Raw genomic sequence first — 23,666 nt, 5'->3', positions numbered from 1 at the left:
CATACCCCCTTTTATTGGAACTATTTTTCCAGTGAGCTGTTGATGCGGACACCGCTCATGAAGGGCATGACCGGCTTGGTGTCTTCCTGTACCAGTTCGCGGATGCCCTCAAAAGTCGTCGTCAGCATCAGTTTCAGGCGGTTTGTCTGATTGACCGAGCTGGCACTGGGATCATAGTCGATAGCGACGATATTCGTTTCCGGGAAGGCGGCTTTCAAGGTCTTGATCATCCCTTTGCCCGTAACGTGGTTCGGCAGGCAGGCCCAGGGCTGGAGGCAGACGATGTTCTTGGCGCCGCGGTGGATGAGGTCGATCATATCCCCCGTGAGGAACCAGCCTTCACCGGCTTCATGGCCCAGGGACAAGTATTTCTTCGCTTCGTCAGCGATGTCGTAAATGGATGTGATCGGGTCGAAATGGCGGCTCTTGGCGACGGCCTGTTCGTAAGGCTTGCGGTACCATTCCAACAGGCGGACGGCAGTCTTGCTGAGGAAGGAATCCTTCCAGCTGCCCGACAGGTATTTATGGCGGAACTGGTTGTCCAGCTGGCCGTAGAGGAAGAAGTCTGCCAGGCCGGAGACGATGATTTCGCCGCCTTCTTCTTCAATCATGCGGACGATGTGGTTATTGGCGATGGGGTGGAACTTGACGTAGATTTCACCGACCAGGCCGATGCGCGGCTTCATGGTTTCACTCATGTCGATGTGGTCGAATTCGTCGATGAGGTCGCGGATATTTCTCTTGAACGATTTGAAATCGGCCTTCTTCAGCTGTTCGGCGCATTTCTTCTGCCACTTGTGGAAGAGGGCTTCGGCTGTCCCCTTGACCTTTTCATAAGGCCGCGTGCGGTAGAGGACCTGCTGCAGGGCGTCGCCGTAGATCATGCCCATGACCAGGCGATGCCAGAAGCCGATGCCGGGCTGGAAGCCGGGCTGCTTGTTCATGCCCTTGAGGTTCAGCGACAAGATGGCGACCTGGGACATGTTGGCGTCGTTCAGGGCCTTGCGGATCATGCCAATGTAGTTCGTCGCCCGGCAGCAGCCGCCGGTCTGGGAAATCATGACTGTCGTGTGGTCCAGGTCGTATTTGCCCGATTTGAGGGCCGTAATGATCTGGCCCAGGCTCATGATGGCCGGATAGCAGGCGTCGTTGTGGATATAGGCCAGGCCCGTGTCGATGGCCTTCTGGCCCTGGTGGGGCAGGAGTTCGACGCGGTAGCCTTCGTGTTCAAAGGCGGCGCTGAACAAGGGGAAATGAATCGGTGTCATCGACGGAGCCAGGATGACGTTCTGCTTGGCGTCTTCCTTGGTGAAAATCGTCTTTTCGTAAGAATACGGTTCGACGACGTGATCTTCTTTGGGACGGTGATTCATGACAAAGAGCAGTGAGCGCAGGCGGATGCGGATGGCACCCAGGTTGGAGCCTTCGTCGATCTTGAGCAGTGTATGGATCTTGTGGCCGTGGGCCAGGATGTCCTGGACCTGGTCGGCGACGATGGCGTCAAGGCCGCAGCCAAAGGAATTGAGTTCGACCAGTTCCAGGTTCGGATGCTGTGTGATGTACTGGGCAGCCCGGTAGATACGCGAATGGTAGGACCACTGGTCGACGACGCGCAGGTGGCCCGGGAACTGGCCCAGGGGAGCGACGCCGTCTTCGGTGAGGACGGCCAGGCCTAGGATGTTGATGAGTTCCGGGATGCCGTGGTTGATTTCCGGGTCGATGTGGTACGGACGGCCGCAGAGGACGATGGCCCGCTGGCCCGTCTTTTCCAGGTTATCCAGGATTTTTTTGGTAATGTCGTATATCTTCTGTTTATATGCTTCTTCTTCATCCCAGGCGGCAGCGGCAGCGGCTTTGACTTCGTGAGCCGGCAGGTTCCAGGCCTTCAATTCTTCGGCCAGGCGTTTGCCGATGCGTTTCTTGTCATGGAGGGGCAGGAAGGGGCAGAGGTAGGGCGTATTGGTTTCGGCCAGGCGTTCGCCCATGTTGTTGCGGATGACTTCGGGATAGCTCATGACCATGGGGCAGTTGAAGGTATTGTCTTTGCTGCCTTCGCTGGGGCCGTTCTGGATGCACGGATAGAAGATGCGGTCGACGCCCTTTTCCAGTAGGTTCTCAATGTGGCCGTGGACCAGTTTGGCCGGGTAGCAGGCCGAGTCCGACGGGACCGTGTCCATGGCCTTTTCAAACAGGGCCTTCGACGACGGGTCCGAGAGGACGACGGTGTAGCCGAGTTTGGTGAAGAACGTGAACCAGAAGGGATAGTCTTCGTACATATTGAGGACCCGCGGGATACCGACGGTGCCGCGCGGCGCATTTTCTACGGGCTTGTAGCCGAAGAGCAGGTTATATTTGACCTTGTACATGTTGGGCAGGGGCTTCTTGCGGGCTGCTGTCGAGCCGGCGGCACCTCGTTCGCAGCGGTTGCCGGTGATGAAGGAACGGCCGTCGTTGAAGGTATTGACCGTCAGCAGGCAGCTGTTGGTGCACAAGCCGCAGTGGCGGATGGACGTCGTGACCTGCAATTCTTCCAGGGCTTTCGGGCTGACGATGGTCGATTTGGCATGGTCTTCGTGGTAGGCCGTGCGGCAGATGAGGCCCATGCCGAAGGCCCCCATGAGGCCGGAAATGGCCGGGCGGATGACGTGGCGGCCCAGGAGTTTTTCAAATGCCCGCAGGACGGCGTCGTTGTAGAAAGTACCGCCCTGGACGACGATGTGCTTTCCTAATTTGGCCGGATCTTTGACTTTGATGACTTTATAAAGGGCATTCTTGATGACCGAATAGGAAAGGCCGGCGGAAATGTCGGCCAGCGTGGCCCCTTCTTTCTGGGCCTGCTTGACTTTGGAGTTCATGAAGACCGTGCAGCGCGAGCCCAGGTCAATGGGGCTCTTGGCCAGCAGGGCGGCCTGGGAGAAGTCCTGGATGGACATTTTCAGGGATTTGGCAAAGGTATCCAGAAAGGAACCACAGCCCGACGAGCAGGCTTCGTTGAGCAGGATATCTTCGATATGACCATCTTTGATGCGGCTGCATTTCATGTCCTGGCCGCCGATATCGAGGAGGAAGTCGACGTCCGGGCAGAAGTGGGACGCTGCCTGATAGTGGGCAATGGTTTCGACTTCGCCCAGGTCGAGGTGCAGCGCTTCTTTGAGCAGCGATTCGCCGTAGCCCGTGATGCCGGCCTTGGCGATGAAGGCCTTTTCCGGCAGGCGGCGGTAGATTTCAGCGACGATTTTCTTGGCTGCCGCCAAGGGGCTGCCTTCGTTGTTCTGATAGTGCGAATAGAGGATCTTCATGTCTTCGCTGAGGACGACGGCTTTAATCGTCGTCGAGCCGGCGTCGATGCCCAGGTAGCACGGGCCGCTGTAGGTGGTGATGTCCGCCTGGGGGACGGTATGCTGGCTGTGGCGGGCCCGGAATTCGTCGAGCTCAGCCTGATTGTTGAACAGCGGTTCGACGCGGTCCGATTTGGCCAGCGTCGATTCGTCGACGCTCTTCAGCTGGCCCATGAGGTTCATGAAGGACACGGGTTTCGTGTCTATACTGCCCAGGGCGGCGCCGATGGCCACGTAGACCTGGGCGTTTTCCGGGGCGATGACCTGTTCCGGCGTCAAGTGGAGCGTCTTGGCGAACTGTTCCCGAAGCTGGGACAAGTAGGTCAGCGGGCCGCCGAGGAAGCAGACTGTCCCCTTGATGGGGCGGCCGCAGGCCAGGCCGGTGATGGTCTGGAAGACGATGGACTGGAAGACCGACGCCGCGACGTTTTCCTTGCTGGCCCCTTCGTTGAGCAGAGCCTGGATATCGGTCTTGGCGAAGACGCCGCAGCGGGCGGCGATGGGGTAAATTGTGTCGGCTTTCTTGGCCATTTCATTGAGGCCGCCGGCATCGGTGTCGAGGAGGGTCGCCATCTGGTCGATGAAGGCCCCGGTCCCGCCGGCGCAGTTGCCGTTCATGCGGTGTTCGTTGCCGCCGGTCAGATAGGTGATCTTCGCATCTTCACCGCCGAGTTCGATGATGACGTCCGACTGGGGATAATACGTGCGGACGGCTTTGGTACCGGCGATGACTTCCTGCAAAAAGGGGATGTGCAGGTAGTCTGCCAGGGCGATGCCGCCAGAGCCGGTGATGGCCATGGTGATTTGACGGTCGCCAAAGATTTCATAGGCGTTTTGCAGTAAATCCCAGACTTTTTGGCGTATATCCGTATAGTGGCGGACATAGCATGCGTGGAGGCACTGTTTGGCATGATTGAGGACGGCGATTTTTACCGTCGTCGAGCCGATGTCAATGCCGATATGTAAGAGATTTTTCATGTTTTGTCACCCTATCGGTTTACCAACCGATTCTTTCTTATAAATTTCTATATGATAAAGACTATATATAAAGAGTCTACTTTATATTGTACCATATTCCTCTTATTCTGTAAGGGGTGGGGCAGAGGATTTTTTTACGACCCAAAATGAGTTACGACAAATGGTGGTAAATATGGTAGAATAAAAGTGTCAATGTCTTAATGAAAACTATACTTTATATGATAAAGGAGCCTTGTCATGAGAAAATTCGTAACGGAACATCAGTCCCCCTACCTGGATTTGACGACGGAAGTGTCGGATATCCTCTACCGCGGCCATTCACAGTTCCAGGATATCATCGTCGCCGATTCTAAGGAATTCGGCCGTATGCTCGTCCTGGACGGCGTTTTCCAGACGTCCATCAAAGATGAATTCATGTACCATGAAAGCATCGTCCACATCCCCATGTTCCTCCATCCCAATCCCAAGAAAGTCCTCATCATCGGCGGCGGCGATGGCGGCGCTGCCCGGGAAGCCGTCCGCCATCCGGAAGTCGAATCGGTCACCATGGTCGACATCGACGGCAAGGTCATCGAATTATCCAAGCAGTATTTCCCGGAAATCGCCAAGGCCATGATCGAAGGCGACCCGAAACTGACTGTCAAAGTCGGCGACGGCATCGCGTTCATGCGGGAAGCAGAAAATTACTACGACGTCATCATCGTCGACTGCTCGGACCCTGTTGGTCCCGGCGAAGGCCTGTTCTCGTATGATTTCTACAAGGATACCTTCAGGGCCCTCAAAGACGACGGCCTCTTCGTACAGCAGACCGAATCGCCGTTCATGCACCGCAAGCTGGTCAAGGATATCTTCGACTGCGTGTCGGACATCTTCCCCATCACCCGCCTGTACACGGCCTTCATCCCCCTCTATCCGTCAGGCATGCACTGCTTCACCATGGGCTCGAAGAAATACGACCCCCTTACGTGGCAGCCGAACCGCAAACGGACCTTCCCGACGCGGTACTATAACGAAGGCATCCAGCAGAGCGCCTTCGTCCTGCCGAATTTCGTCAAAGATTTATTGTACGGTGAAAAAGACCGCTAAGAAATTGAGGGTTGTCATACCTGGGCAGTCCTTCTTTGTTTAGGAGTGATTCCATGAGATTCCCAATCATTGCTATTCTGATGGCTAGTGTGGCCTGGTTTAGTACATCCTTGTTGGGGCAGATGAGCTTTGCGGCTGATATGACACAAGCCGCTTCGATGCGTAATCAGGCTGTTGCCCTGGCCCGGAGCAATAAATATGAGCAAGCCCTGTCTTTATGCCAAAAGCTGGCAGAGGCTGGTTATGAAGACCCCGGCTTTTGGGCAGATTATTTGACCATTCTGTCTTGGGCTGGGAAAGAAAAAGACATGATTGTATTGGCTGAAAAACATTATCCCCAAGGCTTTACTTCGTTGCCGGACTATGCCTTGAAACCATTGGCCCAAGCTTATGCTCATCAAGGCATGGCATCCAGGGCCGACGTGGTTTATGCCATCTTAGCTGATCGCAATGGTGCGGACAGTGGTAAAGCATATGAACTCGATTACCAGCGGGCTCTCGATGCTATGGCCCGTAAAGATTATGTTGAAGGAGAACGTTATTTTAGCCAGGCCAAGACCGAAGCGCCATCGTGGCTCACGGAGTACAGCCGCGACGTTGATGCTAAGCGGGCCGCTTTGTACATCCAGCAAGGTGAAGCTGGCCGGGCTGTTCGTATCTTGCAACCTTATGTGAAACAGAAACAAGCCTTGCCCCATATGTTCAGCGATTATCTCATGGCCTTGCGTTTGGATAACAAGATGAAAGAGGCTGTTAAGGCTTTTGAAAATTATCCGGATTGGCAGCAGCTGCCGGCGTATGGTCAGCAAACCATGGGGGATATTTATTTACGCAGTGGGAAATACCGTCAGGCCCATAAAATATACGACTACGTTTTACGGCATAATCCGTCGGAGCCGATGTCCTATGTCCTGCTGGGCGACGCTTACGCCTTGGTCATGATGGGGCGTGAAAGCGAAGGGGTGGCACAATATGCCCAGGCCTTGAAGGTACGCCCGGCAGTGGCTGGCCTCATCGCTGGTGATGGGGCTGCTTTTTTGCGCAGTGGTCAGCTTCACGCTGCCCGTCAAGTCTATTCTTTACTTGGACATACGCCGACTGAACGGCAGAATTGGGCTCTCCAGTATGGACAGGCACTGGTTCGTGTTGATCGGGATTTAGACAACAGTTTGAGCAACTTTTTCCGTGACAGTGCCCTTGATGGACGAGATTATTATTTTGAAGCTCATCGGGTCCTTCAGCCTCTGATCCAAAGTGCTGATTCGGATATCCGTATTTCCGCTCAGGCCGCACTGGCACAAAATGAATTGCAGAAAGGCCGTTTTGCCACAGCAGAAAAGAAAATCATCAATCTTCTCCAGCAAGACAATGATGCTCCGGATGTCCTTGATGTTAGTGCTAAGAATGAAGTGCGTGCGAACAATTATCTCTCCCTCTACTATGGGAGCCATATAGATAATAAACGTAATCATGAATCTAATCTGGGCTTCGATTACAGCGGCTATGCAGGTCGTAATTTCTATGCCTTGGCAGGTATGGGATGGAACCGCCTGCAAGATGGCGCCCTGCATTCGTCGTATACCCACCGGTATGGCGGGGCCTACTGGGAACATCCGCATGGGCAAGTCAAGGCGCTGTACGATGATTTCGGCAGCGACTGGAAAGATGGGTACACCCTGTCGACATCGTATGATGTCAATGATATTTCCAGCTGGACCTATGCTATGGGACGGCGGCCGCATGATGCAGCCGGAGCTGTTGATGACCGCATCATGGAAGATTTCCATAGCCTGCGCTGGGACTTCATCCCGGCAGCCCGCTGGCGGCTGGGATTGGAATACGACTGGTCCCGCTTGACTGATGGCAATCATTACTGGCAGGCTGGTCTGGACGGGTCTTATGCACTCGGTGGTCATCATAATTATTGGGATACGATTCCCTTTACGTTCAGCCGCAGCCACTATGATGACCAATCGGATACGTATGATTCGCCCTATCGCAGCGTAAACTACGGAATCGGCTGGAGCCGTTCATGGTATGACAAAGGAAAAGACCGTATCTGGCGCTGGACGAATATGGTCAATGTCGGACACGATAATGATGAACGGCAGGGGATTTCTCCGTCGAGCCGCTTGGAAATTATTCAGCATTTGCCACATAATCAGAGCTTGCGGGCTGCTGTCCAGTATAATTGGTATTTCCATCAAGATCCGGATGCGGCTTGGAACCGACGAAATCATGGCTATCTCTTTGAAGCCGGATATGAAATAGGATGGTGAACATCGTGAAAAGAATATTGCGTACGCTCCTGATACTGGGATGTCTGTTGCTATTCGCGGTACCAGCTGTCATGGCTAAGGTAGCCATCTTCTGTTATCATGAAGTCGATCGTCCGAATGATGCTTTTGCTGTTTCATCAGGACGGTTGGAAGCGCATTTGAAATACTTAAAAAAAGAAGGCTATCATTTTGTAACGTTAAATGAGTACTTGGCGTATACGGACGGGAAACTGAAACTTCCCGATAAAAGTGTAATGATTACTTTTGACGACGGGTATCGGTCTTTTTATACTAAGGTCTATCCGCTCTTGAAAAAATATGATGTACCGGCCATGCTGGCTATCGTCACTAGCTGGACCGATGGAGAAGGACTGCCGACAGATGTACGTGCTGTCGCAACGTGGGATGAACTGAAAGAAATGGAAAAGAGCGGCTTAGTCACCGTTGTTTCTCATAGTCATGCCCTGCATAAACAACAGGTCTTGGATCCTCAGGGAGACCGCAATGGCATTGCCGGAGCCCGCTTATATCTCAACGGCCGTTATGAAACAGACGAAGAATACATCCGCCGTTTGGACAATGATATGGCTCAGACCCAGGCCGAATTCCGTCAGTATCTAGGCCATCCGTCGAAAGTCATGGTATGGCCTTATGGTATTTATTCTGGTCCAGCGATTGATGCGGCTGCCCGCCATGGAATGACGGCGACGTTTCTTCTTGATGGCGGTGTCAATCCGGCAGACAAAGCGCATCAAGTCTATGCCCGACGCATGATTATGAGCAGCGATACAAATGTCCGCATTTTAAAGAAGTTACTTACGAAAGACCATGATACTTGGAACAGCAAGCCATTGCGGATGGCTCAAATCGATATCGACAATCTTTATGATGCCAACCCGTTGATATTTCGCCGTAATATTACTAATACCTTGTCGCAGCTTCAGGCCAGCAAGGTCAATGTTGTCGCCTTGCAGGCTTTTGCCGATCCCGATGGGGATGGCAATGTCGATGCCGTTTATTTTTATAATCATGAATTACCTGTGGTCGCTGACATCTTCAATACAGTGGCAACGGCGATACAGCAGCAGAATATCACTGTCATTGCCTGGATGCCCGGATTAGCATATACACCGTTTTTAGCTGCTGATGATTCAAATATGGTCCAGGGGTTGCAGGGAAAAACTGGTTGGTATCGCCGCCTCAGTCCTTTTGATGAACAAGGACTGCAAAAAGTCCAGACTTTGTATGGTGATTTAGGACGTTATACGACGGCGCAAGGGGTACTTTTACAAGATGACCTTTACCTCAATGACTTTGAAGATGCCTCACCTGTCGGACAACAAGCCTATCAAAAAGCCTTTGGCCAGACTTTTACAGCCCAGAAGGGGCAGCAAGGTGAAAAATGGGTTGATTTGAAAACGGAACGCCTCAATGAAGCGGCAGATAAAGCACTGAAGGCCTTTCGTCAAACCCGCCCCAATGCCATTACCATGCGCGATGTCTACTCTGCGCCGGTACTGAACCCGAAGTCACGGGAATGGTTTGCCCAAGACTATCGAGATTGCCTGAAACGCTATGATTATACTGTTGTTATGGCTTATCCTCAGATGGACCATCAAGCCGATGTTCAGTTGTATTTACAGGATGTAGCCCAGGCCGTAAAAAAAGCGGGCGGTACCGATAAGACCATCGTCAAGATTCAATCCTATGATTGGGAAAAAGAAAAATGGCTTGATAAAGACACGTTCCAAGACGAACTAAAGACATTGAAAAAATCAGGTATTCGCAATGTCGGTGTATATCCCCAGACTTTCCACACTTGGGGGAAATAGAGGAGGTGCGTTCCGTTGGCTGTTGTGTTGGAAACATGGCTGGTAAGTTATGTCTTTTACTATCCTGTCATTATGAGCCTGGTATGGCTTTTTGGTGGTATTTGTTTCTATGTCCGGCGGGAACGCCATGTATCCAAAGAACCGCCGGTTTTGAAACGACACCCTTTAGTATCCGTCCTTATTCCAGCCCATAACGAAGAAGAAACGATTGCTGATGCGGTCCATTCCATTTTTTCCAATCGCTATGATAATCTGGAAGTCATCGTCATCAATGATGCCAGTACGGACGGTACGGAGACTGTTCTCCAAGAACTATTGCAAGAGTATCCGCACCTGCGCCTGCTTCATTTACGCAAGAATATGGGCAAAGCCCACGGTCTTAACTTAGCATTGGCCATGAGTCATGGCGAAATTATCGTTACCCTCGACGCCGATTCCATGCTTGACGATAGGGCTATTGAATGGGCTGTCTGGCATTTCATTACCTTTCCCCGCGTCGGTGCCGTTACGGGTAATCCTAGAGTGCGTAATCGCAGTACACTTTTAGCCAAGATACAGACAGCGGAGTATTCCAGCGTCATAGGCCTCATCAAGCGGGCCCAGCGCCTCATGGGTAAAGTCATGACTGTATCCGGCGTTGTTGCAGCTTGGCGCCGGAGTGCTATCGTTCATGTCGGTTTATGGGATACTGTAGCGATCACAGATGATATTGAAATGACCTGGAAGCTGGAAACTCATTTCTGGGATATACGTTATGAACCGAATATGATTTGCTGGATGCTAGTCCCTGAAAGCATCCGTGGGTTGTGGAAACAGAGAAAACGTTGGGCTCAAGGTGGTATTGAAGTAATACGTCGTCATTATCATGTTTGGACAGATTGGCGACAACGGCGGATTTGGCCTATTTATGTTGATTATATTCTCGGTGCCTGTTGGGCATATGCCTTTTTCTTATGCTTGTTTCTCTGGCTTACCCGGACAGTCTGGTCCTGCTTAATGACATCGTCTCTCACCCACCATTTTTTCGCCACCGCGGCTTTGGGAAACCCCTTTTGGGGATGGAATGGCGCCGTCGTAGCTGTCATTTGTCTCTGCCAGCTTTTTGTCAGCCTATGGATTGATTCTCGGTATGATGAGGACTTGTGGAAAATTGCCATATGGGTTTCCTGGTATCCCGTATTCTATTGGATGTTTAATTCCTTTGCGACGGTGGCGGCGACGCCAGCAGGCTTATTCCGTAATATGGACGAACCGGCTACATGGGTTAGCCCGGACAGGGGGCTGCGGAAATGAATAAAAAGAATCACGGTTCTAAGCATTCATGGATTATCAATATCAATAGCCGACGTAAACGATGGGCTGTATCCTTGGAGTGGCTCGTTTCCATTGCTTTGACTCTGCTTTTGTGGGTTGTTCTGTATAAAGAAATCGTTAGCCAGCTTTTGGGCCGGAAACTGCAACAAACTCTGGAGATGCTATCATTTTTGTTCGTCGTCAGCCTGATTATTTTCATCGTCATGGGGGGATGGCAGTTTTATAATTGGTATCGATTCCATGGAAAAGATCGCCGTAAAGCTTTTAAACAGCAACCCCTGAGTGAAGTGGCTGCCCTTTATGGAATGAGTGAAAACGATATGAAGATCATACAAGGCAATTTTCGCCAAGCTTCTGTCCAATATCAGTATGGTCGCTATTGGTATGTACTTCCCGATGAACAATCTGTCGAGATTAAGTCATTAAGAGAAAAATAAAAAAAGTTTGAAAAAGTGCTTGACTTTGTGAGCGACTCGTGGTAAGATTATCTACGTTGACGGCGCTAATGCGGCGCGGCCGACGCAGATAATCTAATATGGCGGGTATGGTGAAGTGGTTAACACGGCGGATTGTGGCTCCGTTACGCTAGGGTTCGAATCCCTATACTCGCCCCATAGGGGTATAGCCAAGTGGTAAGGCACCGGACTTTGACTCCGCTATGCGCTGGTTCGAATCCAGCTACCCCTGCCAGCCATGATTCATTAGCTCAGCTGGTAGAGCACCTGACTTTTAATCAGGGTGTCCCGAGTTCGAATCTCGGATGGATCACCAGTTAAAAAGCTGTCGCGTTTGCGACAGCTTTTTTGTTGCTCGTAGTTCGTGGTTCGTGGTTAGCAGGCGCTGTTACAGGAGGGGTTCTGCCATCATGCGAGGCCCTAATCTCTTTAATCAAACTTTCAACTTCAAACTCAAAAAAAAGAGGCTGTCGCATTATGCTTTTTTTGCTTAATGCGACAGCCCTTTTTTGGAGTTCCAACAAAGAAGAGGCGGGCCGCCCGCTGGGACGGCCCCTACAAATGCGGTCCATGGGACCGCTAGCCACTAACCACGAGCCACGAGCCACTAACCACGAGCCACTAGCCACAACTTACAGGAAGAAAACGACGGTGTCGATGATGAACAACGGGATGAGGATGGCGACGGACCAGCCCATGTAGCCGAAGAAGCTCGGCATTTTGATTTTGTTTTCTTCTGCAATGGATTTAACCATGAAGTTCGGTGCATTGCCGATATAGGTATTGGCGCCCATGAAGACGGCACCGGCCGAGATGGCTTCCAACATGATCTGGGAGACCGTCCCGACGGACGTCGTAATACCCTGGGTAGCACCGAGGGCACCGGCTGTCTGGAGGAAGACCAGGTACGTCGGCGTGTTGTCCAGGAAGGACGACAGGGCACCGGCTGCCCAGAACATCTGCCACGGATGGGTCAGACCCAGTTCAGCGCCATGGGCCTTGAGCAGGATCAGGGCCGGGATCATGGTGATGAAAATGCCGATGAACAGCTTAGCGACTTCCAGGATAGGGGCATACGTGAATTCGTTGAGTTCCCGCGTCGACGTCTTCGTCGTCTTGATGGAGAGGAAGGCTGCGACGAGGATGATGACGATTTCTGCCAGTGTAGCATAGGGGAAGACGATTTCGTCGTAAATGTGCAGGCCAGCGCCGTTGGCGAAAGCCGGGAACATATCCGGCAGGAGGCCGTTGGCCAGGACGCCGACGATGATCATGGCGATGAAGATGAGGTTGTGGGCCCCTTCCAGGCGGAGGGGCTGCTTGTCGTTTTCATCGATCAAGTCGAGCGGCGTACGGCCTTCTTTTATTTCCTTATTATAAAAATGCTTGTCGATGACGGCGAATAAGGCGAACATGAGGACCAGGTTGAAAATCAGGATGGGCAGGAGATGGAAGGTCCAGGTAAAGGGGACGCCGCGCTGGAAGCCCATGAACAGCGGCGGGTCGCCGAGCGGTGTCAGACAGCCGCCCATGTTGGCGACGAGGAAGATGAAGAACACCATGAGGTGTACTTTGTTCTTGCGCCAGGCATTGGCCCGGATGATAGGACGGATGAGCAGCATTGCTGCGCCGGTCGTACCGATCCAGCTGGCCAGGAAGGTGCCGATGAAGAGCAGGAGACAGTTGATTTTCGTCGTCCCGGCTAAGGTCCCGCAGACGGCGATACCGCCGGCGACGACGAACAGGCCGAAGAGGAGGACGATGAAGGGGATGTAGTCGAGGAGCACCGATTCGAGCAGGCGGAACCACGACTCACCGACGCCATAGGCAGCGGCGAAGGGGATGAGGAATAAAAGAGACCAGGCGAACGCAGCGCCGAGCATGTGTTTTTCCCACCATTCCGGACGGACGAGGGGGACGATGGCGATGGATAAGAGCATCCCGGCGAATGGGATGATACTCCATACGGGCAAGGTCGCACTTACGAGTTCATGTGTCATAAAAACCACCTTTCTTATTATCTGATTGCAGAGAAACTTAAAAATTTTACAATCATATTCAGTATTATAGCATAGAGACATGAAAGTTTATACTCATTTTTCAGATTTCGCATGGTCATTTAAGTATAGGCCGGATAGATTTCTAAAAATAAAAAGCGGACATTTTCTGAAAAAATTTTGGATGACAAAGAAGGAATCCATAAAAGTCATGGCGAATATATATATCAAGGATAAGTACAGGCCTTAATAAGGAGGGATTCATATGAAAAAATATAATAACATCATCGTACCGACGGACGGTTCGGTTAACTCGAAACGTGCGCTGGAACATGCCGTCGTCATCGCTTCGTCGTTAGGGGCTACGATTACACTGGTCTATGTCGCCAATATCGTATCGGTCATTTCTAACTTCGACCAGATCCCCAATGCCAGCGGCTATGTAACGGAACAGGTCGCACTGGACATGGAAGAAGAAGGGAAAGGTATCCTCGACGAATTCGCCAAATCCATTCCCCAGAACATCGAAGTCAAGAGTGTCTTTGAAGTCGGTTCTCCGGGACCGGCCGTCTTGTCGGTAGCCAAGAAGTACAATGCTGACCTCATCGTCATGGGCAGCCGCGGCCTCGGGCCGTTGAAAGGCTTGTTCATGGGTTCTGTCAGCAGCTACGTCGTCACCCATTCTGTCTGCCCTGTATTGATCGTTAAATAAGTAATTAGTGGTTCGTAGTTCGTGGCTCGTGGTTCGCGGAGAGACGACCTGCGTTACTGACCCCTAACCACTAGCCGCTAACCACTAACCACTAAAAAGTAGTATGAAGTTTGTAGGGGTCGCCACGTGGGCGACCCGTTAGGAATTTGGATGATTCATCTAGCAAACTGATTGGAAAATTTTACATGTCCCGAAGCGGGCGCCCCACGTGGCGACCCTACAGAAAAAAGGCGCTGTCTTCATAGGATAGCGCCTTTTTTCTGAAAATTTTACGTTACGCCATAGGGGAATCGTTCTTTTTGTGGTATACTGAGTACACAGGTATGCCTTTTTTTGCCTGATTACACAAAACCTATTCATGAGTATAGGGTCCCGGACTGCCTCGTTCCGGGATAGGTGCCTGGGAGGCAAGTATGAAACGAAATACCAACGAATGGCTCGACCGCAAGGTCGCTGACTGGGTTTCTAAGGGCTGGATCAGTGAAGAATCCCAGCAAAAAATACGAAAATCTTACGGCAGGGACGAACAAAGGAACCCTCTTTTGACGACCCTGCCTTTATATGCCCTGCTGGCCGTCATCGGCCTGGCCGCTGCCGGTATCGCCCTGATTTGGGGCCTTTCCCAGTTCTGGTACTATGTATCACTTACGGTCCGCATGGGCCTGGCCTGTGGCCTGCTCCTGCTTACTCAGATCGGTGTCGGCGCCGCCATGTTCCAGGAACGGCAGGGGAGCCTCGTCGCCGAAGGCGTGGCCCTAGTCCATTGCCTGGGCGTCTTTGCCGTCCTGGCAATGGCCGAGCAGTCTTTCTATATCGGCTGGGATGTGACGGCCTACGTCGCCGTCTGCGCCATCCTCTGCCTGCCCGTCGTCTATCTGCTGCGGTCCATTGCGGCCCTCGTCGTCTATGACCTGGCTCTCTTGTACTGGACGGCTGCCGGCGGGCCACTGAATACGCTGGGCGGGACGGCGCTGTTGTGGATTTTCCTCCTGTTGGCCGTGCCCTTTTATGATACCCTCATCACCATGCGTGATGAACGGCGCCTGTCTATTTTTTCCTGGGTCATGACGATTACCATCTTTGCTGCTTTTGGCCTGGCAGCCAGGTCGACGGACTATATCCCTTTCCTCATGCTGGGGAGTTTGGCCGTCACCATCATGCTCGTCGGTTATTCCATCGACATCCATCAGTCCTGGGGCGTACCCTTCCGCTGGTTCGGCCGCTTTGCCGCTGCCGGCTCGCTGCTCATTTCCTGCCTGCCTGCGGCTTGGTATGGCATTGCCCGGGTCCATGCCTTTCACTGGGTCACGGCCTTGGTGACGCTCGTCCTCTTTGCCGTCATGATCGCCCTCATGGCCCAGACCGTAAAGAATCGCTTGTGGGGACCGGTCCTGTACCTGGCGGTCCCATTTATCCTGGCTTTTGAAACGATCCTCGTCCGGGCCGGGCTCTATTCGTCGATTCCCCTGGTCCTTTCGTCGCTGTACATGGTCGTATTAGGTTTCTTTGAAACGTCTCAGGGCTTCAAGCCGGGACACAGCCTCCATATGAAATTTGGCGTCGTCATCTTCATCAGCCTGGTGCTGGCCTTTATTTTCGGGACGCAGTTCTCCCCGCTGGCACCGCTCCTGGCCATCGTCGTCCTGGCCCTGATCATCTTCCAGTTCAAGCGGACCCGCAAGGATAAGGCGGCTGCCGCCTTGCGCGCTGCCCGGCGGGCAGGTCTGCGCCATTCGTCGACGCGCGTCCGCCGTGAAGGCGAAGAAAAACAGGACGAACTTCCGCCTAAAGAGACACCGTCCTGGCAGGCTCAGGATGCCGCCAGCGATGTCGACACCCTGGCCGAGTGGATGAAAGAGGTACGCATCCCGTCGCCGGCTGAATTGGGACTGCCTGCCGAACCGGCAGGGGAAAAGACGTCCGACGATTTGCCCAAAGCGCCGCCCGTCCCGGCCGAGCCGGAAGAAGCACCGCCGGCATTTACTTTCACGGCACCCGCTGATGACGTAAAGAAAGAAACGCCGGAAACGCCGGCGTCGCCGGTCACACCGACAGTCCATGAAAAGACGGAAGCCGTGCCCCAGCAAATGGCTGTTCCTCAGGAACCGGAAGCGGAAGAAAAGCCGCGGGTTACGGAATCGCCGTGGAGCTCGATGAAGTCGGCACCGAAACGGAAAAAATACTTTACCCACTCGCCGTGGTCTCACCAAGGAGGCGATATGAAATGAAATTTCCATTGCCTTTGCAGGGATTCCACTTTTCCTTTTCACTGGATGGCCGTTATCGCTGGATCTTTTTCGTCTTCGTCGTTCTCGTCCAGTTCGCCGTCGTCGCCTATATGGGCTGGCGCTGGCATAACATCGCCGTCGATGGCATCCCCTATCAGTGGCGCTGCGTCCCGCGGCTGGAAGTATCCGCCTTTGGGACGGACTACGTCCGCGTCGTTTTTCCCGAAGACACGACGCAGTGGAAGGACGATACGCCGCCTGAAAAGGGACAGCAGATTTACGTCTATATTTCACGGGATACGTCGGGCCTCATGGAAATCCAGGGGGCTTCGGCGTCGAAGCCTTTCGTCGGCGGCGACTATATGCAGGCCACTGTCGTGTCCTATCAGGATGGCTTTGTCCAGTTCCAGGTTGGCTTTGACCGCTATCGCATGGCACCGGAGCTGACCGATGGCATCTACAACCTCCAGCCCGATGACAGCGTCATCGCCAGCATCCGCATGAAGCGGGGCGAAGGCGTCATCGAAGGCATCTTCGTCAATGGAATCCCGTTGGAAAATATCAGCAATGGCGCCGCCATGGCCAAGGCCCGCCAGGAAAAAGAGGCCCAGACCTTATTTGACCGGCCTCACCTCGTCGATACCGGCATGGTACCGCCGAAAGAAGAATGATGGCACAGAAAGAAAGCGAGAATTTTATGAAAGCGTACGCGAGAATTGCCAAGATTGCTATGACAGTCATGCTGTTGGCAGCGTTCTTCCTCTTATCGGGGTTCCGGGCGCAGACCATCATCCACGACGATGGCAGCGAAACACAGGATGTCCTGAAAGTCTCCGATTCGGCTAAGGGGCAGAAAGATTTGAAAGCCGATGCCGATGAATTCCAGAAGCGCAATTATACCATTATGGATTATAACAATGATAATGGCGAAGGCTTCCGGGCTATGAAAACGATTACCAAGGATGGAGCCAGCAAGAGCTCTGTCGACCACATTGTCCACAAGACCCACGATGGCCTCATCTGTTCGACTTATTACATTGATTATAATTTTGATGAAAATAGTATCCAGACCCTGCGCTTAGGCGCGCCGATGCCGGAAAATGGCGTCGACCTGGAATACATCGTCTCCTTCCCGTCGGGGACCCGCGTCGTCAGCAACAGCGATAAAGCCGATGACCAGGGCAGTACCTATTTGTGGAACCTGTCCAATTCCAATCCGACGGAAATCAAGCTCCAGGCCACGGTCTGGCATAAATTGTTCATCTATATCGCCCTGTTCCTGGTTGTCCTGGTCCTGATCATCGTCCTCATCATGGAACACCGCCGCAAGAACGTCATCAGCTGGAAACGGGCAGCGCATATGCGCAAACTGGAAATGATGCTCCTCTGTATCCCTATCATCATCCTGGGCTACATGGGCTATGAATATTACGTCGGGACCCATGTGACGGCAGCGTCGCTGGATAAAGTGGCCGAACAGCAGCAGGAAGAACTGCTGGAAAACCGGGAAGAAGACAAGCGCCTGCAAGATGCCGATGCCCGTAAGCAGCGCAGCGGCGAAATGGCAGCGGCCCGCATCCGCAGCAAGGCCAATGACATTTCCAATGAACTGCGCAATTTGAAGGTCCAGTACCGCAACGGCTCCATCAGCCGCAGCTCGGCTCGTTCCCAGGCCCAGAGTCTGGCCCAGCAGGCCAAGGACATGCTCAGTGAAAGCACCAATCTGTCCCAGGCCGACCGCGATGTCCTGGAACAGCTCATCGACAATGTCGTAGCCGAAGCGGATTCCATCGGCGCATCGGCACCGAGCCGCAGCTCCTCTCAGGAAACGCGGCGCAGTGAATCGGCTTCCGAGTCCCAGAGCACGACCCGCAGCCGGTCTGACGATAAGTCGACGAATGCGACCAAGAGTTCCGATTCGTCGAAGAGCCGCCAGTCGTCCGATAACAATCGCGATACGGGTAAAACAAATAAACAATAAAGATTTTTAATTAACTTTTTTTCTTGTTAGTATTTCCTGTTTGTCCAAAAGATGGTATGATATGGGTATGAGAATTGACATTACAGCATGAATGCTGCTTGTACTTTTTAAGGAGGTCATATCAGTATGCATTGTGTAGAAGAAATTAAAAATGGTATTTATTGGATGGGCTGCAACGATTTCCGTACGGAATTGTTTGAACGGATTTTCCCGATTCCCGAAGGCGTTACGTACAATTCCTATTTCATCGATGACGAAAAGACTTGTGTCGTCGATGCCATGGATAAATCGTGCCGTGACGAATTCCTGGAAGACGTCGAATACCTGCTCAAAGGCCGTAAACTGGACTACTTCGTCCTCCAGCATATGGAACCGGACCATGCCAGCTCGGCTTTGGCTCTCCTGGAAAAATATCCGGACGCCAAGATTATCGGCCAGCCGCAGACCTTCAAGCTCTTTGAACAGTTCTTCCGTCATCCCATGACGGACCGCTATGTCGCCGTCAAGGAAGGGGACCAGCTGGCTCTGGGTAAACATACCCTGCAGTTCGTCAAAGCGCCGATGGTCCATTGGCCGGAAGTCATCATGTCCTATGACTTGACGGATCACGTCCTCTTCAGTGCCGATGCCTTTGGCCAGTTCGGTACGGTCGGCAACGTCTATGCAGACCAGGTCGACTTTGAAGAAAACTACCTCGATTCGGCCCGCCGTTACTATGTCAACATCGTCGGCAAATACGGCCCGCAGGTCGTCAACGTCCTCAAGAAGGCATCGGGCCTTCCTATCGACTTCATCTGCCCGCTCCACGGCTTCGTATTCCGCACGCCGGCTACGATTAAGTATATCATCGACAAATACCTCCACTGGGCTAAATACGTACCGGAAAAGAAAGGCGTCGTCATCGCTTTCTCGTCCATCTATGGCAACACCGAACGGGCTGCCTGCGTCCTGGCCCATAAATTGAGCCAGCGCGGCATCCAGGATATCCGCCTCTACGACGTCGCCAAGATCCATTCGTCGTACATCACGGCTAAAGCCTGGGAATACAGCCACCTCGTCCTGGCAGCTCCGACGTACAACCTGAACCTCTTCCTGCCCATGGAAAACTTCCTCCACGACTTGAAGACCCTCATGTTCCAGAAACGCACGATCGGCGTCATCGCCTGCCACAGCTGGGCATCGGCTGCCTATAAGACCATGGTCGACTACGTCGAAAATCAGTTCAAATGCTGCGAACTCCTGGAACCGACGATGGATATGAAATCGTCTCTCCGCGACGACCAGGAATGTGAACTCGACGAACTGGCCGATAAACTGGCTGAAAGCATTAAAGACTATCCCGATCCGGAAACTTTGATCTAAGGTGGTGTAAGCGTGATCATCCGTGACGACAGCGCCAAGAGCGGCGATAAGCACGAACAGGACAAGGCCCGCAGCAATGGGGAAGAACTCCACATCGACCTGGGCCGCGACCTGACCGAAGACGAACAGAAAATCTTTGAAAAATTACGCGAAGGATTACATATGTAAGGAAAAGGACTTGCCCTATGGGCAAGTCCTTTTTCCGCTGTAGGGGCGCCCGCCGTTCGCAGTCCGCAGACCGCAAATGTAGGGGCGCCCATGTGGGGCGCCCGCTTTTGCCTAGTGGCGAGAAAATTTTCATATTCCGGACGGGCTCGCCACGTGCGAGCCCCTACGAAAGACAGATGTGCCCTGCGACCTGCGACTGGCGACCGGCCAATCAAAACATACGTTTGCAATAGGGCCGGCCTTATGCTATGATAAAGGAAAAGAGGGGGGCTTTATCATGGATTGGGACCGGATTCAACAGAAACTGCATATTCTCAGCGACGCGGCCAAGTACGACGTGTCCTGTTCGTCCAGCGGCAGCCGGCGGGCCAACCAGGCCGGGGGCATCGGCAATGGGGCTGTCTGCGGCATCTGCCATACCTGGTCGGCTGACGGCCGCTGTGTGTCGCTCCTCAAGATCCTCATGACCAACCGCTGTATCTACGACTGTGCCTACTGTGTCAACGCGGCCAGCCGGGAAGCGGAACGGGCCATCCTGACGCCGGAAGAGATCGCCGACGTGACCATCGCCTTTTACCGGCGCAATTACATCGAAGGCCTGTTCCTCAGTTCCGGCGTCTATCGTTCGCCGGACTATACGACGGAGCTCCTCATCCGGACGGCCCGCATCCTGCGGGACGAAAAGAAATTCAACGGCTACATCCACATGAAGGGCATCCCCGGGACGAGTGCCCAGCTCATCCGTGAACTGGGCCGCTACGTCGACCGCCTGAGCGTCAACATCGAACTGCCGTCGGCGCCGAGTCTGCGCCTGCTGGCGCCGCAGAAGACGAAGGAAAACATCCTCGGTCCCATGGGGCACATTCGCCAGGGCATCCTGGAGCGGCGGGAAGAGAAGAAACATCATAAGAAGGCGCCTTCCTTCGTCCCGGCCGGCCAGACGACGCAGCTCATCGTCGGTGCGACGCCGGACAGCGACCGGACGATCCTGCGCCTGAGCCAGGCCTTATACGATAAGGTGGAATTGAAGCGCGTCTATTATTCGGCTTATGTCCCGGCCGTGACCGGCCCAACCTGCCGGCCATCGCCAAGCCGCCGCTCCTGCGGGAGCACCGCCTCTACCAGGCTGACTGGCTGCTGCGCTTCTACCAGTTCAAAGCCGATGAGATATTGACTGACGAGGCGCCTGATTTCGACCTCGACCTGGACCCCAAGGCCTGCTGGGCCCTGCGCCATCCGGAGTTTTTCCCGGTCGAAGTCAACCGGGCGTCGTACCACGCTTTGCTGCGCGTCCCCGGCATCGGCGTCACCTCGGCCCGGCGCATCTGTGCGGCCCGGAGCCAGGCTTTCTTGTCGTATGACACACTGCGCCGCCTGGGCATCGTCCTCAAGAGGGCCCAGTATTTCATTACCTGCAAGGGAAAATATTATGGAGCGACGACGGACCCGGTCCGCATCCGCCAGCTGCTCCTGGCCCGGCCGTCAGCCCAGACGGCTTATGAACCGATGAGTCTGTTTTAGGAGCGGTAGCGATGATTTACAGTTATGATGGAACTTTTTTCGGCTATTTGTCGGCCGTCATCGACCGGGACGAAGCGCTGCTCAGAAAAGACCAGGCCCAGCCGGCTGTCCGGGCAGATATCTTCGACCTGGGCCAGGCCATCGTGCCGCAACGAGGCCCTGCGCCGCAGTTATATGCCCAAGAAGTATTGGTCTTTTCTGATTGAAATGAAGTGAAAAAAAGTATTTCTTTTTCCCAGCACTTGTTATATAATAGTAACATTGGATTTGTGATAGGAAAGGTGGAATACATTGAAACCTGTCTTAGTAAGTGTAAAAAGTATCCAACGTAACAAAGAGGGAGAAGAGCTGAAAATGGAGCTCGTTTCCGAAGGCAAGTTTTACGTCAAGGACGGGACGCAGTACATCGTCTACGAAGAAAGCGAGCTGACGGAAATGAAGGGCGTTACGACGGTCATCAAGGTGTTACCCGGAGGGTCCGTCTTATTGTTGCGCCTTGGGAAGCTCCGCCAGCGTCAGGAATTCCGCAAGGGAAAAGTGACGCGCTCCCAGTATGACACACCGGTCGGCACGTTCGACGTGCAGATGAAGACCTATGAATGCCGCGCCGACTTGCTCGATGGAGTCGGTACGATTCAGTTGGGCTACGACGTCCATATCGAAGGCGTCAGTGCCAATTATACACAATTAACCATAACCGTGCAGGAGGATCAAGCGTAATGGAAATGAAGGATTTATTGAAGCAGGGCATTACGGAAGCCCTGAACAAGGCTATTGCAGCCGGCACTCTTCCAGCCGGCGACTATCCCGACGTCGCACTGGAAGTACCGCCGCAGAAGGAATTCGGCGACTTCGCCAGCAACATTGCCATGCAGTCGGCCCGCGTCGCCCATAAAGCACCGAGACTCATTGCCCAGGCCATCGTCGACGGCATGGATTATCCCTGGCTCGACCATGCGGAAATCGCCGGTGCCGGCTTCATCAACTTCTTCTTGAAGAATGACGTCATTTACGATACGCTCAAACAGATCCTGGCTGCCGGCGATGCCTATGGCCATGCACCGCTGCGCAAAGAAGACACGATCCAGGTCGAATACGTCAGTGCCAACCCGACAGGGCCGCTCCACGTCGGTCACGGCCGCGGCGCCGCTTATGGCAGTGCCCTGGTCAATCTCCTGCGGGCTGCGGGCTATAACGTCCAGGCCGAATACTACATCAACGACGCCGGCAACCAGATGAACAACCTGGCCGCTTCCGTCAATGCCCGCTACCTGGAACTGTTGGGCAAGCCGGCAGAAATCCCGGAAAACGGCTATCACGGCCACGACATCATCGAAACGGCCCAGGCCATCATCGACCAGGACGGTGACAAATACCTGGACATGCCTGAAGAAGAACGGCTGGAACTCTTCAAGGACCGGGCCTATGCCGAAAAGCTCAAGGCCCTCAAACGCGACCTGGCCCATTTCAACGTCCATTATGACAACTGGTTCAGCGAACGGACCCTCCATCCCGATGCCATCCAGGCAGCCTGCAAGGTCCTGGAAGAACGGGGTAAGATTTATGAAAAGGACGGCGCCCTGTGGCTGAAATCGACGGATTACGGCGACGACAAAGACCGCGTCGTCATCCGCGACAACGGCGTGCCGACTTATCTGGCTGCCGATATCGCTTATCATAAGAATAAATACGACCGGGGCTTCAAGAAGATGATCAATATCTGGGGCGCCGACCACCACGGCTATGTAGCCCGTGTCAAAGCGGCCATGGCGGCCCTCGGCTATGACGTCAATCAGCTGGAAGTGCTCCTCTTGCAGATGGTCAGCCTCTTCCGCGACGGCAAACCGGTCAAGATGAGCAAGCGCACGGGCCAGGCCATTACGCTGAACGAACTCATCGAAGAAGTTGGTACCGATGCAGCCCGTTACTTCTTCATCATGCGTTCCCTGGATACGCAGCTCGATTTTGACCTGGACCTGGCAAAATCGCACAGCAACGAAAACCCGGTCTATTATATCCAGTACGCTCATGCCCGTATCTACAGCATTTACCGTCAGGCCAAGGAAGCCGGCGCCGACCTCAGCACGGACTGGTCCGACGTCAAATGGGATACGCTGACCAACGAATACGAACTGGAACTCATCAAGAAGATGGCCGTCTTCCCGGAAGAAGTCCAGCGTGCCGCCCGCGAACGGGCACCGCACCGCATTGCCCACTTCGTCCACGAACTGGCCGGTATGTTCCATACGTTCTACAACCACTGCCGCATCATCCAGGAAGACAAGAATCTGGAAAGAGCCCGTCTGGCCCTGGTCACGGCAGTCCGCATCACTATCGCCAACAGTTTGGCTATTTTAGGGGTTTCTGCTCCTGAAAAAATGTAATATAATAAAATAAAAGTTATTGATTGATTTT

18 protein-coding genes and 3 tRNA genes are annotated in these 23,666 nt (G+C 53.4%); 19 read left to right on the top strand and 2 right to left on the bottom strand.

Going from position 1 to position 23,666, the window contains the following annotated elements:
• Positions 1-20: 20 nt before the first annotated feature.
• Positions 21-4,316 carry an acyl-CoA dehydratase activase-related protein gene (locus tag ACFWUB_RS04370; protein ID WP_416184283.1) on the bottom strand — a complete coding sequence of 1,432 codons (4,296 nt, stop codon included), beginning with the start codon at positions 4,314-4,316 and terminating at the stop codon, positions 21-23.
• A 237-nt stretch (positions 4,317-4,553) separates the two neighbouring features.
• On the opposite strand from ACFWUB_RS04370, the gene speE reads away from it, so the two are divergent.
• The 8 genes from speE to ACFWUB_RS04330 all read left to right on the top strand — a co-directional run bounded on the left by speE (position 4,554) and on the right by ACFWUB_RS04330 (position 11,598).
• Positions 4,554-5,402, top strand: a complete 849-nt coding sequence (gene speE / locus ACFWUB_RS04365; protein WP_416184282.1) for a polyamine aminopropyltransferase — start codon at positions 4,554-4,556, stop codon at positions 5,400-5,402.
• Positions 5,403-5,455: 53 nt separating this feature from the next.
• Entirely contained in the window at positions 5,456-7,681 is a 2,226-nt protein-coding gene (locus ACFWUB_RS04360) for a hypothetical protein (protein ID WP_416184281.1), read from the top strand.
• Positions 7,682-7,752: 71 nt separating this feature from the next.
• On the top strand, positions 7,753-9,513 hold the full coding sequence (gene pgaB / locus ACFWUB_RS04355) for a poly-beta-1,6-N-acetyl-D-glucosamine N-deacetylase PgaB (protein ID WP_416184280.1): 1,761 nt from the start codon (positions 7,753-7,755) through the stop codon (positions 9,511-9,513).
• 24 nt (positions 9,514-9,537) lie between these two features.
• Positions 9,538-10,806 carry a poly-beta-1,6-N-acetyl-D-glucosamine synthase gene (gene pgaC / locus ACFWUB_RS04350; protein WP_416184385.1) on the top strand — a complete coding sequence of 423 codons (1,269 nt, stop codon included), beginning with the start codon at positions 9,538-9,540 and terminating at the stop codon, positions 10,804-10,806.
• Positions 10,803-11,264 (top strand): PgaD family protein, encoded by a 462-nt coding sequence (locus tag ACFWUB_RS04345; RefSeq protein WP_416184279.1) that lies wholly within the window; start codon positions 10,803-10,805, stop codon positions 11,262-11,264. The genes pgaC and ACFWUB_RS04345 overlap by 4 nt, the downstream gene beginning before the upstream one ends.
• Before the next feature lie 101 nt (positions 11,265-11,365).
• A tRNA-His gene (locus ACFWUB_RS04340) sits at positions 11,366-11,441 on the top strand.
• Between the two features lies 1 nt (position 11,442).
• Positions 11,443-11,517: transfer RNA gene (locus ACFWUB_RS04335), tRNA-Gln, on the top strand.
• Positions 11,518-11,522: 5 nt separating this feature from the next.
• Positions 11,523-11,598: transfer RNA gene (locus ACFWUB_RS04330), tRNA-Lys, on the top strand.
• A 316-nt stretch (positions 11,599-11,914) separates the two neighbouring features.
• Here ACFWUB_RS04330 and ACFWUB_RS04325 read toward each other — a convergent pair.
• Positions 11,915-13,282 (bottom strand): sodium:proton antiporter, encoded by a 1,368-nt coding sequence (locus tag ACFWUB_RS04325; protein ID WP_416184278.1) that lies wholly within the window; start codon positions 13,280-13,282, stop codon positions 11,915-11,917.
• A 262-nt stretch (positions 13,283-13,544) separates the two neighbouring features.
• On the opposite strand from ACFWUB_RS04325, the gene ACFWUB_RS04320 reads away from it, so the two are divergent.
• From ACFWUB_RS04320 to argS, 11 genes are all read left to right on the top strand, one after another.
• Positions 13,545-13,991 (top strand): universal stress protein, encoded by a 447-nt coding sequence (locus ACFWUB_RS04320; protein WP_014015134.1) that lies wholly within the window; start codon positions 13,545-13,547, stop codon positions 13,989-13,991.
• A gap of 413 nt (positions 13,992-14,404) precedes the next feature.
• Entirely contained in the window at positions 14,405-16,219 is a 1,815-nt protein-coding gene (locus tag ACFWUB_RS04315; protein WP_416184277.1) for a DUF2157 domain-containing protein, read from the top strand.
• On the top strand, positions 16,216-16,890 hold the full coding sequence (locus ACFWUB_RS04310; protein WP_020311526.1) for a hypothetical protein: 675 nt from the start codon (positions 16,216-16,218) through the stop codon (positions 16,888-16,890). The genes ACFWUB_RS04315 and ACFWUB_RS04310 overlap by 4 nt, the downstream gene beginning before the upstream one ends.
• A gap of 26 nt (positions 16,891-16,916) precedes the next feature.
• Positions 16,917-18,200, top strand: a complete 1,284-nt coding sequence (locus tag ACFWUB_RS04305) for a hypothetical protein (protein ID WP_239639704.1) — start codon at positions 16,917-16,919, stop codon at positions 18,198-18,200.
• 126 nt (positions 18,201-18,326) lie between these two features.
• Positions 18,327-19,562, top strand: a complete 1,236-nt coding sequence (locus ACFWUB_RS04300) for an FprA family A-type flavoprotein (RefSeq protein WP_416184276.1) — start codon at positions 18,327-18,329, stop codon at positions 19,560-19,562.
• A 12-nt stretch (positions 19,563-19,574) separates the two neighbouring features.
• Positions 19,575-19,730: a hypothetical protein gene (locus ACFWUB_RS04295; protein WP_014015129.1), complete on the top strand. Its 156-nt coding sequence runs from the start codon at positions 19,575-19,577 to the stop codon at positions 19,728-19,730.
• A gap of 277 nt (positions 19,731-20,007) precedes the next feature.
• Entirely contained in the window at positions 20,008-20,904 is an 897-nt protein-coding gene (locus tag ACFWUB_RS04290) for a putative DNA modification/repair radical SAM protein (protein WP_239639641.1), read from the top strand.
• Positions 20,901-21,251 (top strand): helix-hairpin-helix domain-containing protein, encoded by a 351-nt coding sequence (locus ACFWUB_RS04285; protein WP_239639642.1) that lies wholly within the window; start codon positions 20,901-20,903, stop codon positions 21,249-21,251. The genes ACFWUB_RS04290 and ACFWUB_RS04285 overlap by 4 nt, the downstream gene beginning before the upstream one ends.
• 11 nt (positions 21,252-21,262) lie before the next feature.
• Entirely contained in the window at positions 21,263-21,457 is a 195-nt protein-coding gene (locus ACFWUB_RS04280) for a hypothetical protein (RefSeq protein ID WP_020310789.1), read from the top strand.
• Between the two features lie 148 nt (positions 21,458-21,605).
• On the top strand, positions 21,606-21,971 hold the full coding sequence (locus ACFWUB_RS04275; RefSeq protein WP_020310790.1) for a DUF1934 domain-containing protein: 366 nt from the start codon (positions 21,606-21,608) through the stop codon (positions 21,969-21,971).
• Positions 21,971-23,635: an arginine--tRNA ligase gene (argS, locus tag ACFWUB_RS04270; protein ID WP_416184275.1), complete on the top strand. Its 1,665-nt coding sequence runs from the start codon at positions 21,971-21,973 to the stop codon at positions 23,633-23,635. The genes ACFWUB_RS04275 and argS overlap by 1 nt, the downstream gene beginning before the upstream one ends.
• The last annotated feature ends 31 nt before the right edge of the window (positions 23,636-23,666 follow it).

The sequence above is a fragment of the Megasphaera sp. genome, from assembly GCF_047831605.1.
Taxonomy (GTDB): Bacteria; Bacillota; Negativicutes; order Veillonellales; family Megasphaeraceae; genus Megasphaera; species Megasphaera intestinihominis.
The sequence above is the reverse complement of the archived record's forward strand: the minus strand, read 5'-3'. Positions and strand labels throughout refer to the sequence as shown.